Origin of the sequence: Chroococcidiopsis thermalis PCC 7203 (assembly GCF_000317125.1) — a bacterium.
GTDB classification, from domain to species: domain Bacteria; phylum Cyanobacteriota; class Cyanobacteriia; order Cyanobacteriales; family Chroococcidiopsidaceae; genus Chroococcidiopsis; species Chroococcidiopsis thermalis.
Map to the genome: position 1 here is coordinate 5,962,589 of NC_019695.1, position 16,622 is coordinate 5,979,210.

14 protein-coding genes are annotated in these 16,622 nt (G+C 43.2%); 10 read left to right on the forward strand and 4 right to left on the reverse strand.

What is annotated here, in order from left to right:
• The first annotated feature begins 64 nt into the window (after positions 1–64).
• Positions 65–595 (forward strand): HEAT repeat domain-containing protein, encoded by a 531-nt coding sequence (locus tag CHRO_RS26015; protein WP_015157216.1) that lies wholly within the window; start codon positions 65–67, stop codon positions 593–595.
• Positions 596–607: 12 nt separating this feature from the next.
• On the opposite strand, the gene panB is transcribed toward CHRO_RS26015, so the two are convergent.
• On the reverse strand, positions 608–1,384 hold the full coding sequence (gene panB / locus CHRO_RS26020; protein ID WP_015157217.1) for a 3-methyl-2-oxobutanoate hydroxymethyltransferase: 777 nt from the start codon (positions 1,382–1,384) through the stop codon (positions 608–610).
• Positions 1,385–1,703: 319 nt separating this feature from the next.
• On the opposite strand from panB, the gene CHRO_RS26025 reads away from it, so the two are divergent.
• The 8 genes from CHRO_RS26025 to CHRO_RS26060 all read left to right on the forward strand — a co-directional run bounded on the left by CHRO_RS26025 (position 1,704) and on the right by CHRO_RS26060 (position 9,045).
• A complete protein-coding gene (locus CHRO_RS26025) occupies positions 1,704–3,134 on the forward strand; it encodes a form I ribulose bisphosphate carboxylase large subunit (RefSeq protein WP_015157218.1) in 1,431 nt (476 codons plus the stop codon).
• Between the two features lie 138 nt (positions 3,135–3,272).
• Positions 3,273–3,674 carry a RuBisCO chaperone RbcX gene (gene rcbX / locus CHRO_RS26030; protein WP_015157219.1) on the forward strand — a complete coding sequence of 134 codons (402 nt, stop codon included), beginning with the start codon at positions 3,273–3,275 and terminating at the stop codon, positions 3,672–3,674.
• Positions 3,675–3,769: 95 nt separating this feature from the next.
• Positions 3,770–4,114, forward strand: coding sequence for a ribulose bisphosphate carboxylase small subunit (locus CHRO_RS26035; protein ID WP_015157220.1), 345 nt, complete (start codon positions 3,770–3,772; stop codon positions 4,112–4,114).
• A gap of 56 nt (positions 4,115–4,170) precedes the next feature.
• Positions 4,171–5,073, forward strand: a complete 903-nt coding sequence (locus CHRO_RS26040) for an Rpn family recombination-promoting nuclease/putative transposase (RefSeq protein WP_219336033.1) — start codon at positions 4,171–4,173, stop codon at positions 5,071–5,073.
• Positions 5,074–5,152: 79 nt separating this feature from the next.
• The gene (locus CHRO_RS26045) at positions 5,153–6,580 is read left to right on the forward strand and encodes a RuBisCO small subunit-like domain-containing protein (RefSeq protein WP_015157222.1); all 1,428 of its coding nucleotides are present in this window, start codon (positions 5,153–5,155) and stop codon (positions 6,578–6,580) included.
• 503 nt (positions 6,581–7,083) lie between these two features.
• A complete protein-coding gene (locus CHRO_RS26050) occupies positions 7,084–7,359 on the forward strand; it encodes a hypothetical protein (RefSeq protein WP_015157223.1) in 276 nt (91 codons plus the stop codon).
• Between the two features lie 54 nt (positions 7,360–7,413).
• Positions 7,414–8,247 carry a class I SAM-dependent methyltransferase gene (locus CHRO_RS26055; protein WP_015157224.1) on the forward strand — a complete coding sequence of 278 codons (834 nt, stop codon included), beginning with the start codon at positions 7,414–7,416 and terminating at the stop codon, positions 8,245–8,247.
• A gap of 177 nt (positions 8,248–8,424) precedes the next feature.
• Positions 8,425–9,045 (forward strand): hypothetical protein, encoded by a 621-nt coding sequence (locus CHRO_RS26060; RefSeq protein WP_015157225.1) that lies wholly within the window; start codon positions 8,425–8,427, stop codon positions 9,043–9,045.
• 9 nt (positions 9,046–9,054) lie between these two features.
• Here the strand turns inward: CHRO_RS26060 and CHRO_RS26065 are convergent, their stop codons facing one another.
• Positions 9,055–10,002 (reverse strand): hypothetical protein, encoded by a 948-nt coding sequence (locus CHRO_RS26065; protein ID WP_015157226.1) that lies wholly within the window; start codon positions 10,000–10,002, stop codon positions 9,055–9,057.
• 543 nt (positions 10,003–10,545) lie between these two features.
• Here CHRO_RS26065 and CHRO_RS26070 point away from each other — a divergent pair.
• A complete protein-coding gene (locus CHRO_RS26070; protein ID WP_015157227.1) occupies positions 10,546–12,195 on the forward strand; it encodes an alpha-amylase family glycosyl hydrolase in 1,650 nt (549 codons plus the stop codon).
• A gap of 34 nt (positions 12,196–12,229) precedes the next feature.
• On the opposite strand, the gene CHRO_RS26075 is transcribed toward CHRO_RS26070, so the two are convergent.
• Together CHRO_RS26075 and CHRO_RS26080 are read right to left on the reverse strand one after the other, a co-directional pair.
• The gene (locus CHRO_RS26075; RefSeq protein ID WP_015157228.1) at positions 12,230–14,650 is read right to left on the reverse strand and encodes a sucrose synthase; all 2,421 of its coding nucleotides are present in this window, start codon (positions 14,648–14,650) and stop codon (positions 12,230–12,232) included.
• A gap of 129 nt (positions 14,651–14,779) precedes the next feature.
• Positions 14,780–16,303 (reverse strand): carboxypeptidase M32, encoded by a 1,524-nt coding sequence (locus tag CHRO_RS26080; protein WP_015157229.1) that lies wholly within the window; start codon positions 16,301–16,303, stop codon positions 14,780–14,782.
• Positions 16,304–16,622: the final 319 nt, after the last annotated feature.

Consider the following 16,622-nt stretch of genomic DNA (forward strand, 5'->3'; position numbering starts at 1 on the left):
TCGAGTGGGCAATGCCCACCGATGACAATTAAGATTGGATGCTCCAATAGCAAAGTAAGAAAATATGCCTGAAATAGTCGATTGGAAATTGCTGGCTCAACAAGTGGGTGCGCTTGTAGAAAATTCCGCCAGTGTAACTGGATATAGTGAAATCGGTAGCAGCGATTTAGCTTTGCAAGCAATTGAAGTTTTAATTGGAGAAGAAAATTTACGTAACGCTGTAGATTACTACATTTCAGGTAAGCCTGGTAGCGAACTAACTCGACATATTTTGTGGCGGCTGCATCCGCGAACGGCGATGCAATATTGCTATGAACTTTACAAGTCAAATACAGTAAGTATTGAAACTAAAATTTCTGCTATCGAACTCTTGAGAGTTGTTGGCGATCGCCACGTTCTCAAATGGATTCCTGAATTTCTTAGCGATCGCGACCCTAGTATTCAATCTTGGGGAATTGGTATACTTGACCAGTTACTTTTTTCACGTTTGATTTATTCAGAAGATGTCAAGGATTTATTACTCAAAGCTACGGAGCATACGAACTCTTACGTGCGAGAAAAAGCTTTTGGTTTGCTTAATTGCCTAGAAGAGTAAAAGATGCGATCGCTATTTTGTTGGAAATTTATGCTCTCTCACCTCAGATGCATAATCTTGCACTGCCCGAGCGATCGCTTCACTTAAGTTTACATACACCTTGGCAAAGGGCGGTTGCCGTTCAGACAAACCCAACACATCGGCAGTGACTAATACTTGCCCGTCACACTTAGAACCAGCACCAATACCTATAGTAGGAATCGTCAATTTTTGGCTAATCTGAGCCGCTAAGTCTGATGGAATGTGTTCTAAGACAATACTAAAGGCTCCTGCTGCTTCGAGAGCGATCGCCTCAGCAATCAGTTTCTCTCCCGCCGTAGTTGTTTTACCTTGTTGCTTTAATCCCAGCTGATGGATCGATTGGGGTGTCAAACCGATATGTCCCATGACTGGAATCCCCGCCTGTACCAACCGCGAAACAGTTTCTATAATTGCCGGATGTCCGCCTTCGATTTTCACCGCCTGCGCCCCTGCTTCTTTCAACGCCCTTCCCGCCGAATGCATAGCCTGCTGAAAGCTTTCCTGATAAGTCAGAAACGGCAAATCGAATACTAACAACGCTCTTTTCACGCCTCGGCGGACTGCCTTAGCGTGATGTAACATTTCTTCTAATGTCAGAGGTATAGTAGTCTCGTAGCCCAGCATGACTGCTAAAGAGTCACCTACCAAAATTAAATCCACTCCCGCAGCATCTAACAATCGCCCCGTAGTGTAATCCCACGCAGTTAGAGCAACAATTGTCTGTCCTTGTTGCTTCCATTGAATTAATTGCTGGGTAGTGATTGGCATAAGAGAGTGGTAATGGGTAATGGGTAATGGGTAATTGGTTAGAGGCAAGAGGTAAGTTTTTCCCTGCTCCCTGCTCTCTACTCCCTGCGCCCTCTCATAACTGATAACTGATAACTGGTAACTGATTCAGATACATTCAGCAGTATTTGTAACAAAATTTAATAAAATACAAGTTTAATAATAAATTTTTATAAATGTGTACAGTACATTTAAATTTTAACTAATTCAATTCTTGATATATTGTTAAAAACCGCGTTGGTTGGCAAGGAATAGACTTACTAACTAGCGAGTGGAAGAGACTGACTCTTGGAAGAAAAATATGTCTTACGCGCAAACGAGAACCCAGACCAAATCGGGCTACCAGGCAGGGGTTAAAGATTACCGACTGACTTATTACACCCCCGATTACACTCCCAAAGATACAGACGTTCTGGCTTGTTTCCGTGTCTCGCCTCAGCCTGGAGTCCCTCCAGAAGAGGCTGGCGCGGCTGTAGCTGCTGAATCCTCCACTGGTACGTGGACGACTGTATGGACGGATTTGTTAACCGACCTAGACCGCTACAAAGGTCGTTGTTATTACATCGAGCCAGTACCAGGTGAAGATAACCAGTTCTTCTGCTTTGTGGCTTATCCTCTCGACTTGTTTGAGGAAGGCTCCGTCACTAATATGTTGACCTCGATTGTAGGTAACGTATTTGGTTTCAAAGCCCTCAAAGCGCTGCGTCTGGAAGACATGAGAATTCCTGTCGCCTACCTGAAGACATTCCAAGGACCTCCCCACGGGATTCAAGTTGAGCGCGACAAACTAAACAAGTACGGTCGTCCATTGTTGGGTTGTACGATTAAGCCCAAACTCGGTCTATCGGCGAAAAACTACGGTCGGGCTGTATACGAGTGCTTGCGCGGTGGTCTAGACTTCACCAAAGACGACGAGAATATTAACTCTCAGCCTTTCATGCGTTGGCGCGATCGCTTCCTATTCGTTCAAGAAGCAATTGGCAAGGCACAAGCAGAGACAGGTGAAGTCAAGGGTCATTACCTTAATGTTACTGCTCCTACCTGCGAAGAAATGATGAAGCGGGCTGAGTTTGCTAAAGAACTCGGTACGCCAATCATCATGCACGACTACCTAACTGGTGGTTTCACTGCTAACACCACTTTGGCGAAGTATTGCCGCGATAATGGTTTGTTACTCCACATCCACCGCGCTATGCACGCCGTAATCGACCGTCAGAGAAATCACGGCATTCACTTCCGCGTATTAGCTAAGTGCTTGCGGATGTCTGGTGGCGACCACCTGCACTCTGGAACAGTAGTCGGTAAGCTAGAAGGCGAACGCGGGATCACGATGGGCTTCGTTGACCTGATGCGCGAAAACTACATTGAAGAAGACCGTTCTCGCGGTATTTTCTTCACTCAAGATTGGGCTTCCATGCCTGGTGTAATGCCTGTAGCCTCTGGTGGTATCCACATTTGGCACATGCCAGCGCTAGTAGAAATCTTTGGTGATGACTCCTGCTTGCAGTTCGGTGGTGGGACGCTCGGTCACCCTTGGGGTAACGCTCCTGGCGCAACTGCTAACCGCGTAGCTCTAGAAGCTTGCGTTCAAGCTCGTAACGAAGGACGTGACTTGGCACGCGAAGGTAACGATGTAATTCGCGAAGCTGCTAAGTGGTCGCCTGAGTTGGCTGTTGCTTGCGAACTGTGGAAGGAAATCAAGTTCGAGTTCAAGGCAGTTGATACCCTCTAATCAGTGGCGAGTAGTGAGTGGTGAAGCAGCGGGCGGCGAGGTGTCCTCGCGCCCCATTAGCTTCGTAGTGGTGAGTGAGCTAGAATACTCAAAACTCACGACTCATACCTCATAACTCTACAAAGGCTGGGGTCAAGCATGGATATAAAGCGAATTGCGAAGGACACAGCCAAGACGCTGCAAAGCTACCTAACTTATCAGGCAGTAAGAACGGTGTTGGCGCAAATTGGTGAAACTAACCCTCCTCTGGCACTGTGGCTGCATCGCTTTTCTGCGACTGACAGAATACAAGACGGCGAAGCGTACATAGAAAATTTGTTTCGAGAAAAGCCTGATTTAGCATTGCGAATCATGACTGTCAGAGAACATTTAGCGGAGGAAGTGGCTGATTTCTTACCTGAGATGGTACGTGCTGGGATTCAGCAAGCCAACATGCAACACCGCAAGCAGCATCTAGAGCGGATTACGCAACTAGAAACAAATCCTAGCCTTGATTCTGAGCCGCAAACTACCTCAGAAACCAATCTGGATAGTCCTTAAATCGTCATTAGTTATTGGTTACTAGTTGTTTCTACAACAAACGACAAATGACAAATGACAATCATCAATTTTTCAGCAACCCACAGAGATAATCCATGCAAACGCTACCAAAAGATCGGCGCTACGAAACTCTATCTTATTTGCCTCCTCTAACTGACGCTCAAATTAGTCGTCAAGTTCAGTACATTCTGAGTCAAGGATACATTCCAGCAATTGAGTTCAACGAAAGCTCTGAACCAACAGAGTGTTATTGGACAATGTGGAAGCTGCCTTTGTTTGGAGCTGGAAGCACTCAAGAAGTATTGAATGAAGTTCAAGCTTGCCGTTCTCAGTATTCCAACTGCTACATTCGGATCGTTGGTTTCGATAACGTCAAGCAGTGTCAAATCCTCAGCTTCTTGGTTCACAAACCCAACAGCAGTGGTGGTAGATACTACTAAAAACTAGAAATAGTTAAAGTGTTTTGAAAGGAGGGGTAGATTCTACCTCTCCTTTTGTGGATTTTTTAGTGCGGTGGTTGCTTCGCAAACCGCTTTTGGCATCGCCCGTGCAAACAGATAGTCTATTCTACGAAATTTTCCAAACCGATCCAAGTATCGTTTTTGAACTTATAGGTAATTTATCCGCTAGAAATATTACCTACAGCTTTGCCTCCCAAGAAGTCAAACAAACTAGCTTTCGGATAGATGGTATTTTAGTACCGCCAATTTACGCTACTGACTTACCTATTGTCTTTGTCGAAGTTCAAGGTTATAAAGACAGCAAAAAAGTTCTTTATTCCAGTTTTTTTAGCCAAATTTTTTTGTATTTACACGACTACCAACCAGTTAATGATTGGCAAGCCATTTTAGTTTTTACCAGACGTAGTTTAGATCCAGGTTTACCTAGACAGTATCGGGTATTTGCATCTAGTTCCCAATTCCAGCGCATCTACTTAGATGAATTAGGCGAAACTGAAAATCTATCTTTGGGACTAAGTTTATTGCAACTCATTGGTTTAAGACAAGAGGTTGCTTCGGAACGGGGTAGGCGGTTGGTAGGAAGAATTAGACGTGAATTAACCGATGCCGGAAATCAGAGAAAATTTATAGAATTAGTAGAAACTGTATTCGTTTACAAATTTCCAGACTTGAGCAGAGAGGAGATAGAAGCGATGTTGGGATTAAACGAACTAAAACAAACCAAAGTCTACCAGGAAGCTTTAGCAGAAGGGCTGGAGCAAGGTAGAGAGCAAGGTAGAGAGCAAGGTAGAGAACAAGGTAGAGAACAAGGTAGAGAGGAAGGTAAACTAGCAGCAGTACCCTTGTTACTGAAAGCAGGATTAACAGTAGAACAGATTGCCGAGCAACTGCAATTAGACATAGATGCTGTGAGAAAAGTAGCACAACAGCAATCTTAAGTAGATCGAGAAAAAGCGATCGCAACAACCAAAAAAAACTTAAGATAAGTTTAAGCGGCTCGACCTATCTGATAGATTCATGAATTACTACATTGCACCTCGTTTTCTCGAAAAAATCGCTGTATTTATCACCAAGAATTATTTAAATATTCCTGGTATTCGCGTACCGTTGATTTTAGGCGTTCACGGACGTAAAGGCGAGGGAAAATCTTTTCAGTGCGATTTAGTATTCGAGAAGATGGGGATAGAAATTACTCATATTTCTGGTGGTGAATTGGAAAGCCCCGATGCTGGAGATCCTTCGCGTTTGCTGCGTCTGCGCTATCGAGAGACAGCAGAATTGATCCGCGTGCGGGGTAAAATGTGCGCCATCATGATTAACGATCTCGATGCAGGCGCAGGACGATTTGATGAAGGCACTCAGTATACGGTGAATACTCAGTTGGTAAACGCCACGTTGATGAATATTGCGGATAATCCAACTAACGTACAATTACCTGGTAGTTACGACGAAACACCTTTACATCGCGTCCCAATTATTGTTACAGGTAATGATTTTTCCACTCTATACGCGCCATTAATTCGAGACGGTAGAATGGAAAAATTTTACTGGCAACCCGATCGCAGTGATAAAGTCGGTATCGTAGCTGGAATTTATTCAGACGACGGACTCTCATCACGGGAAATAGAGCAGTTAGTCGATACTTTCTCCAACCAGTCAGTCGATTTCTTTAGTGCCCTGCGTTCTAGAATTTACGACGAGCAAATTCGCGACTTTATCTTCAAAATTGGTATAGAGCAGGTATCGAGAAGAGTTGTAAATAGTGCCGATCGACCACCAGAATTTAGCAAGCCCAAATTCAATCTATCCCGTTTGATTGAAATGGGTAACTTGATGGTGAAAGAGCAGCAACAAGTACAGAGTTCTCAGCTAGTCAAAGAGTATAATCGAGCTTTAGATGGAAACAGGTATTATAGAGAATATACTCCTCCAGCGCCACCAGAAAAACCGAAATCAACGCAGCCAGAAACTGTCACTTCGCCCTTTGGTAATGGTGCAGAATCCGCAAAGAATCCAGTAAAAAATTATTCACCTACACAAACGCCTCTTCCTGTTTGGCAATCTGGGAATCGATTTGTCAATGAAAGTATTCAATTGCCCCAAGCTAGTAGTGGAGTAGTAAACTCAGTTGAATCTTACGAGCTTCCAGTTCATAATAATCGTCACAATGAGGTAATATCAACTCAAATTGGCTTACAAACTTTGGAGCAAGTACGAAATTTAATAGCGCAAGGCTACCACATTGGTATCGAACATGTAGATAAACGCCGATTTCGGACTAATTCTTGGAAGAGTTGCGGTCAAAGTATTGTAGGTGAATCAGAAGCAATTACTGCGCTCGAAGTCAATTTGTCTGAATATCAAAATGAGTATTTGCGAATATTCGGAATTGAGCCAAGAACAAAGCGCCGGGTGATGGAAACAATTATCCACCGACCGGAGTAAGTAATTCTCGTTTGAGTGTAATAAATCTGTATGGGCGCGCAGTTAGCTGTAGCGCCTGATTTGTTTTATTGACGGAGGTTTGGCACGTGCGACTGATAGCAATTTTCAATTGGGTAAAACACGATCTGTAGGGGCGCACGGCTGTGCGCCCCTACAAGTATCACGCACTGATTTACATTTGACTACGGCAGAGAAGATCCCCCCAACCCCCCTTAAACAGGGGGACTACAGATGAATTTCTGTAGTCTAGTTTGAGTAACATGGTTTCAGTATGAGTTCAGACAGCAAATATTAAGTTTTATATACAAATAATTTATTGAAAGTAATTATCAATAAAATTTGAGTGTTCCAAAAAAATTTGCCTGTTCCAAAAGTGCGGTGAGCCAGATTCTCGGCTGACACGCAAAATTCGTTTGTCTTCGTCTCATTACATCTAGGTTTCACTGCCAAAATTATCTTGAAATGCAGCTCTCTCGTGACATGCAACCAACTATAGGAATCAAATGTTAATGACAATTTTTCTTGCTTGCTGTGCTTGGGCAATGACAATTGGCGCTTGCGTTAGCGCCATCCTTTCCATTGAAAAAGCCAGCGATCGCATCAAAACACTACATCAAATTCCCTGTTCTGGGTGTGCCTTTTTCACCAACGACTATCGGCTCAAATGCACGGTAAACCCAATAAATGCCTGTACGGAAGCAGCAATTGCCTGTCGCGACTTTGAACCCAGAACTCAGCCATGTCATGCTTGCCGTCAATGTCAGCATAAATTTGAATAGATTGAAACTTGCGATCGCCAAAACTCTAGCCAATTTTTCAGCATCTAAAAGACTATGAGTCAAGTAAAAGAATCGACTGCTAAACTCACGGGTGTGGCTGAAACGCTAACAATTACTCTATACGCTCGTTCTGTAGAAACTTTACGCCAAGATGCTATCCTCAAGGATGAAAAAGCAGTAGAAATTGCCGAAAAGTTAGACTATGACTTTGAGAAATATAGTCAAGGATGGGTATCTCAACTAGGTTGTGTTATTCGTGCCAGAGTTTACGATCGCGCTGTTTCAAATTTTCTGCAAACTCATCCTACAGCTATTGTTGTGAATTTAGGTGCGGGACTTTGCACGCGATTTTTTCGCATCGATAACGGTGAGGTGCAGTGGTATGAGGTGGATTTCCCTGAAGTCATCGAACTAAAACGCAAGTTAGTAACTCCGAGCGATCGCTATCAGTTAATTTCGAGTTCGCTTTTAGATGCTGCATGGATTTCTAAAATTAATCGAGCAGAAGATCGACCTGTATTAATGATTATGGAAGGGGTTAGTATGTATCTGACAGCATCAGAAGTACGAACCTTATTTCAGCAGATTCACCAGCAGTTTTCTCCAGTCGAGATGCTTTTTGACGTGCTGAGTTCTAAACGAGCAAAGAATACTCAAGCTCACGATACAGTATCTAAAACCAACGCTCAATTTAGCTGGGGAATTGACAATTCTCAAGAACTAGAAACTTGGAATGTAGGAATTAGAGTTAAAGAGGAAATTTATTATTTAACCGAATTTGCCAAATATCCCCACCGTTTGCAACCGTGGTGGTTGAAATACCTAACTCCAATCTTAGTACCTTTATATAAAAAATCTGGTCGAATTTTACGAATTGAGATAGCTTAAAAATTATAGTTTTTTTTGAGTGAAACTCAAGCGTAAGATGGACATTGCCCACTCTACTAAAAAAACTGACGACTGGTACTAGGTTGATATCGGTGGCAATGGATCGGCTTGATAAAGGAGGAGAAGACTACAATGAAAGTACTAGAGTGAAAATAGCTTACTTTCTGGTATTACTCTATGTCTTCCATCAGCCTAACTTGTGTTTTTAGACATTCGCTGAAGCGTCAAGCAGTCAAATTATGTTTTGCGTCTTTAGCGATCGCTACAGTATATATCTCTATTCCATCTGCGATTTCCCAAGAACTCCCGATCGTGCGATCGGCAGCTTTAGATCCAGGGATTGACGTGCCGTGGTCGCAACCTGTAAGAATTATCGATCCATTTGAGGGAGAGTATGTGGGTATTTTCGATAAAAACTTCTTTTATCGACGTATTTTAAATACAAACGCCAGAATACAAGTCGTTAGCCTCTGGCGGAATGATTCGGTACGCTTCTTATTAGCTTATAGCGATCGCGATTGCAATTTTGGTCATGGCTGGTTTGACCATCGTATCAGTAGAGACTGTTTAACCGCAAACGCAGCTTTGGGAATTGCCAATCTATATATCAAAGTCGGCGATCGCGTTTTTCAACTAGAAGGAGATAATAGTAGGTTTCGCGTCAAACCAGATTTAGCCTCTGCCTTGAAAAACTCCCCAAGTGAAAATATTGGCATTCGATTGGTGACGGAAAGCGGAGAAATTGTAGATAGCGAAATCGGGAAGAGTACTGTAGCAGCTTGGAAAGAGATTTATTAACACGTATATTTAAGCCTTTGCTTCAGGTAAGCTTAGTACTTGACGCGCTCCATGCAATTTCACAAATCTCCTATACAACCACATCGTATCTCTTTCGGAGATTCCTTTGAGATTGACGAGATGATGTACTTTTTTCTGAGCGATTCTTTGCAAATAAGGTAAATCTTCAAACAAAGTCAAACAAGCGGCAAAATGCAACACGACTTGCAATAATGGTCGGGGCCAATTGAGATTGCTGTAGATATCGATAATGAGCTTATGCTCGTTAGCACCAACGGGAATAACATTGAACAAAACAGTAATGTATCGCTGGTTATAAACCGGAATACTCAACTCTACCGTATACGGAGTATGTAAGGTTAATCCTACTTCGACTATTGGTTGTCGCCAAATTCGTAACACGTTAGCAGGTGAATCTAACACAGTTTGAAATCTTACCATTCCCCCGCTTTGTGTCGGCTGAATTTGACTAACTCCAATCACTTTAAGGTTGTTAAGACTGAAATGGTGGATTGTCTCTAAGTGTTTGAGATTTAAAAGATGGTAAATTTGGCAAATGTAATGAAAGGGTAAGATATATTCTTGACGAATGACATGTTGCTCTTGCAGCTCTGACATTCTAGCTGTGGTTGCGTGTAAGCTATGCTCATCTATAGAGTTTCGTGCCTCAATTGCATAACTTCTGACTGCACCAATTCCACCAATATTTGAGCTTTCTTCAGGTTTGAGATAAATCCAGCCTAGTAAGAAAAAAGAAGCTGTAAATAAGTGTACCAGCTCTATAGAAGAGACATATCCATCAGTAAAAGCGGCAAAACTGCGATCGACAATACCAAATAACCAGGAAGGAATTCCAAACAGCCACAATCCATTTCTAAAGCTAGAAAAGACCAAGGGAAATTCGATCGCAGGTATATTGTTACTCTTGTAACTTTTATTTAGGGATTCTAGCTGCATAGGATTTTTGGAAAAAATTAGGTCTATTCTAGCCGCATCGTCTGAAATTTTAATTCAGTACAAGCGCCATAATTTGGCTGAAAATAATTTGGTTTAGAAAGGGAAAGCTCCAACTATTTCCTTTCCTAGTTTTTAGGTTAGCTTTGTTACAGTTTACTCACCCTCTGCCGCAAGACAAAACACAGTTCTATCTAAATAATGAAAATTTAAAGTTAAATAAAATGTAAGTCTGTATTATCAGCTACACATATCTTAACAAATATTTTGAAGCGCGATCGCGCTCCACTTCAAACTCTGGCTATAGACATATATCTGAAGAAGTACAGTTGATGGAGATAGGATTGAGATTTTTAATAAAATTGATAGAGATGCGATCGAACACTCAGTTAATTCATCAATTTTTGGGACTTGCCTGAAAAGAATCGTTCGCTCGTATATCTTGGGGAGGAAGGTAGAATAACTTATCTTCTACCCCGTGAATGATTTTCAAACTCTGTTTGCGCGTAAGACAATACGGGTGTTCGTCACTGTATTAAAAAAATCATGGCAAGCCCAATAGAATTTAGTTTATTTGCTCCATATAACAAAGGTGCGAAGCTAATTGGCTGCTTTTCCAATTGGGAAGAGATAGCGATGGAAAAAGGTAAAGACGGGTACTTTCGGACAAAAGTTGAATTAGAAGATGGCGTATATCAATATAAGTTTCGCGTCCAGTCTAAATCTTGGTTCTTTGAACCCGACCAATGGGTAGATGTTATCGATCCTTATGCTACAGATATCGATAACCCAACGCAAAATGCAGTAGTGCGGGTAAAAGATGGACAGCGGATTCTGGATACTTATGTATGGCAACACGACGACAAGCCATTACCGAGCGATCGCGAGTTGGTAATATATGAAATGCACGTTGGCGATTTTTCTGGTGGTGAAGACGACCCTCACGCACGCGGTAAATACAAACACGTTGTTGAAAAGTTAGATTATCTGTGCGAACTTGGTGTTAACGCAATCGAATTGATGCCAGTTAAAGAATACCCGGGAGATCATAGCTGGGGTTACAATCCCCGTCACTTTTTCGCTACAGAATCCAGCTACGGTTCTACAGAGGGATTGAAAAAACTGATCGATGAATGCCATGCAAAAGGCATTCGCGTTATCATGGACGGGATTTACAACCACTCAGAAGCAGAAAGTCCGCTAACTCAAATCGACCACGATTATTGGTATCATCACGAACCCCGCGACCCCGATAATAACTGGGGACCAGAGTTTAATTACGAATTTTACGATGAAAATTTAGAAACATATCCAGCACGGAAATTTATTGGCGACAACGTGCGATTTTGGGTGGAAGAATTTCATATTGATGGCATTCGCTTTGACGCTGCAAGACAAATTGCCAACTATGACTTCATGCATTGGATAGTGAATGAAGCCAAGCAAAAAGCCAGCATGAAGCCTTTTTATACTGTTGCCGAACACATTCCCGAAACAACATCCATTACTAATGTAGATGGTCCGATGGATGGTTGCTGGCACGATAGTTTTTACCACGATGTTTTGGCGCACATTTGCGGTGACACCTTCGACTTAGAAAGACTTAAAGATGTCATTGACTGCAAGCGTCAAGGCTTCATGGGTGCAACTAATGTTGTCAATTACCTGACCAACCACGACCACAACCATTTGATGGTAGAGTTAGGCGATCGCCAAATCTTTGACGAAGAAGCCTTCAGGAGAATTAGATTGGGAGTTGCCTTATTAATGACAGCTGTTGGTGTTCCTTTAGTTTGGATGGGTGAAGAATTTGGTGAATATAAGCCGAAAACAACTGAATCTGCCAAAATCGAGTGGGGACTGCTGGGCAACGATCTCAATCGCAACTTATTTGAATACTACAAAGGATTAATTAACCTCCGCAAGCACAACCACGCGCTTTACACGGAAAATATCGATTTCTTCCACGAAAATCCAGAAGCTAAAGTCGTAGCTTACACTCGTTGGAACGATGAAGGTTCTCGCGTAGTTGTAATCGCTAATTTCTCAGAAAACTTCTTAGCTGGGTATCGCGTCGATAACTTCCCTGCTGCTGGAAAATGGCACGAATGGACGGGGAATTACGACCTCGAATCTGGGGAAGATATGCTGCTGGACATTGGTCCTTACGAAGCCAAAGTTTTTGTTTGGCAGTAGTAAGGTAGGGTGCGTTGTTAACGCACCCGATAACTTAACGATGCATGTGTTGTTCTAACAATTGTTGCGCCCTTGGACGATAAATTAAATAGAATAAAGCCTCAAGATAACGCAACAAGTCTTCGCGGTTTTCTTTGGAAATAAAATTCCAGAAACCGTAAATTCGTGCCAGAGATAGCAGGCGCGTAGTATGAATTTTCCAAGTATAAGTGCTGTAAACTCGGTCAATTCCTCGCGTGGAAATTTCATACCAATAATTAGGATTTTGTTCGCATTTCGTCACAAATTCCAAAATTTTATCGGCTGTTTCCTCTAGATGCGTTGGGTTGATGTAGAAACCATTTACCTTATCTTGAATGATTTCTAGCGGTCCCCCGAACTGAGTGGCAAAAGTCGGTAAACCAGAAATCATCGCCTCTAATACGGTTAAGCCGAAAGCTTCAAATAACGCTGGCTGCACGAAAATACCGTGACGGTCAGCAATGACGCGGTAAACTTCCCCAGAAGCAGATTTAGGCAAGCGTACCCCTAACCAGCGAATCTTGCCATGCAAATTGTACTGGTCGATGATGCTATAAAGCTTGACAATTTCATCCTTTTCTTCGTTGTCTTCCGATTCTTCAACGCGCAATTTCCCAGCAATTAAGATTAAATTGCAATGTTCTTGCAATGCTTCGCTTTTCCCAAAACACTCAGCTAAACCAGTTAAGTTTTTAATCCGGTCTAACCTGGCTACCGAGAAAATTGGACGCTTGCTGGGGTCGTCGAGTTTGCCGTAAGCTTGAACGGGATCGTCCAAGGTAAATAATAGGTCTTCTACCCGTTCGCGATCGCTTGGCACGCGGTCTTCCATCCGCGAATATGGGAAGTAGTAACTTTCATTAACCCCAGGCGGAACCACGTTAAATTTAGGGCTGAATAGTTCGACTCCGCTGACAACGTGGTACAAGTCTGGCATTGTAAAGGACTTGTAGGATTCATACTGCCCGACACTATCGCGAGTCCCGACAATTTCTTGGTAGGTGCTGCTAATGACAAAATTAGCCGCATTCATGGCAATCAGATCGGCGGTGAATTGTAGCGAGAAGTGATATTTATCTTCTAAATCTTGCCAGTACAGGTTGCTAAACAAATACTTGGACTTTTCTAGCGCGTGGGCAATATTACACTGAGTAATCTTCATCCGCCGCGATAGTAAGAATGCGACTAAATTACCGTCAGAATAGTTACCGATAATTAGATCGGGTTTTCCATGCAATTCTGCTAGTAATTCCTTCTCAGCATCGATCGCGAAAGTTTCTAGGTAGGGCCATAACTCAAACCGCGAGATCCAGTTTTGTGTCAGTTTAGGATTGAATTCTCGCAACGGGACGCGCAAGATCCAAGCATTTTCCGTTCCATAAACTTTCTCTAATCTTTGATTGCAAAGAGTTCCATCGCTATTAGGAATTAAGCGGGTGAGAATGACAACTTTCGGCTTCACATTCATCCCGTCCAAACCCGCCAGGGTCGTATCTTCCTGCAACTGTTTTTCTAAACTTTTTACCTGGTCGAGGATGTATACCACCTGACCCCCTGTATCGGGTCGTCCCAAAACTCCCTCTTGTCCGAACCAGCCGTGGGACGAAACAAGGGCGATCTTAAAGATCATCGGAATCCGAGAAATAAAAGCTTCCAGGGTTTGCGGATCGGGAGAATCGATCAATTCATCGAGAATACTTAAAGTGTCTTGTACCCGCCCCGCCGTGTTTCCCCAGCCAGGTTCAAACCCCATCATTTGTAAGTCAAATTTGAAATTTTCGTAGGGTTCTTCACTGGCGCGATCGCCCACAAATGCGATCGCTCTTTTGATTTGATCGGATAATTGTTGATGGGACTTAATTCTGCCGTTAATTAGCAGTTGAATTCCATCATATTGATGTACCTGGAGAAAGTTAAACATACTTTCCAACCATTGTCTGGGGTCTTGAAACAATTTGCTGGAAAGATAGCGGTTGAGATACTGTACCCCCTTACCAATATTTTTCGGGTCGCGAATGGTGGGAGTGTAGTCGTAAAAAGGTCCAAAATCGAGTTCGAGAATATCCCCTTCATTTGGATGGTAGCGGTTGACAAAGCGATCGCGAACATCAAGCAATTCCTGTATCGTCAGCACTTCTACCATCAAATCTTCTGTGATTCGATAGAATTCTTGACTGGCAATTTTTTGGCGGATAATTAAACAAAGATTACCATTTTCTAGAATGATTTCTTGGGTATAGTAAATGAGCTTACCCAGATGAGAACCGCTATAAAATTCAGCCGACTTTTGGTACTTATTGCAGTACTCGACATACGACATCAGAATGTCGTTTCTCAACAAATACTTCTTATCTTGATGACGAATCTCGCTAAAAAACTGGCGCAGATCGCTTCTTTCTTCACTATCGAGAACAGTTTGCAGCAGTTCGGACATGATAAATTCCCCAAGAATGTTGTAGTTGGTAATTGGTAGTTGGTGAGTGGTAGTTGGTGAGTTGCTAGTGGCTAGTGGAACCAGAATCTTGAATCCAGTCACTAGTCACTAGTCACCAGACACTACTCCCTAAATTCCATACAATTCGCCAAATTTCTGTTTGATGTAGCTGATAAAGGGTTCGATTTGCAGGGGACTACCAGTCACCCGTTGGATTAATTCCGCCGCCGTATACTTGCGACCGTGTTGGTAGAGGTTTTGTTTCAGCCAGTCGTGCAAGGTGGTAAAGTTACCAGAGGCGATTTGTTGAGGAATTTCTGGATGTGCTTGCGTTGCAGTAGCAAAGAATTGAGCGCTCATTAAGTTACCGAGGGTATATCCTTGGAACGCACCGCCAATCGCACCACCGTACCAGTGGACATCCTGTAAAACACCAATACTATCGTTGGGTGGGGTAATGCCAAGATCGGATTTGTAACGTTCGTTCCAAGCGTCAGGAAGGTCGCGAATTGCTAATTTACCTTCTAATAACTGCAATTCCAGGTCGAAACGAATCAAGACATGGAGATTATAGGTGACTTCATCGGCATCGGTGCGAATGAGCGATCGCTCGACTTTATTAATCGCTCGGTAAAATGTTTCTAAGTCAACTTTTCCTAACTGTTGGGGAAAGGTTTCCTGCAACTGGGGATAAAAGCATTTCCAAAAAGGACGACTTCTGCCCACCATATTTTCCCACAACCGCGATTGACTTTCATGCACTCCCGCTGAAGTTCCTCCCGCTAGTGGCGTAGCTTCGTATGCCCGACTCACTCCCTGTTCGTAGAGTGCGTGTCCGGTTTCGTGAATCGTACTAAATAGCCCTTCGTTCAAGTCATTTTCGCGCACGCGAGTGGTGATGCGGACATCCCCTGTAGAGAATTTAATCATGAAGGGGTGTAGGGTTTTGTCCTGTCGTCCCCTTTGAAAATCGTAACCGAGTTGTTCGATAACTTTGAAGCTGAAATCTAGTTGTTCGGCTTCAGGGAAATGCTGGTGCAAGCAAGATGCGTCGGCTACGGGTTGAGAAGCAATTGCTTCGACAATGGGGACGAGTTCCTGACGCAGTTGAGTAAATAGCGATCGCACGCTCTTGACTGTCATGCCATAATCTGCATCTGCAATCAATGGATCGGCAATATGCTCGTACCCAGGAAAAAAGTTAGCGCGATCGCGACTCAGTTCTAATGTCTTTTCTAAATAAGGCGCAACTGTAGCAAAATCATTTGTAGCCCTTGCCTTTGCCCAAACTTCATAACACTCAGCCGTATGTTGTGAAAACTTAGCTGTAAAAGCAGGGGGAATATTGACCGCACGTTCGTAGTCGTGGCGCGTGATGCGGATCAGGCTTGCTTCATCTGAATCGTAGGCTAAGCTTTGTTCGTAAGGGCGTAAATCTTCTAATAGTTGTCCGATTTGCGGGTCGGTAAATTTCGTGTGGGCAATCTGCGCTAGCGTGGCTAATTGCCTTCCCCTTGCTGCTGCGCCTTCGGGAGGCATATACGTTGCTTGATCCCAATAGAGGAGGGATGCAGCCGATTCAATGTCGTTAATCTCTGTCAGGAGGGTTTTAAGTTGGGCGAGTTTGGGTTCTGTCTTTTCCAGAGTTTGCATGGGCTGAGCGTGTGGATTCTAGGTTCCTTTTGTCAATACTAAGTCCGACTTGCCCAGATGTGCATGGAAGTGCCAACTATTTTCAGGAAACAGGAAACTCTAGTCTGATAGCAATTCTCGATTGCGTGCGTGACATTTGTAGGGGCGCTTTCTCTGTGCGCCCCTACGGATCGCGTGTTTTACCCAATCGAAAATCGCTATGAGAAAGGGCGAATGTAATCCGTAACTACATTAACAAAGTCTGTTAGCGCAGACTCATGGCAGATCGGTTAAGCCTTTATAGCGGCGATTTATAATTGCCAAGCTTCAGCTTCTTGCT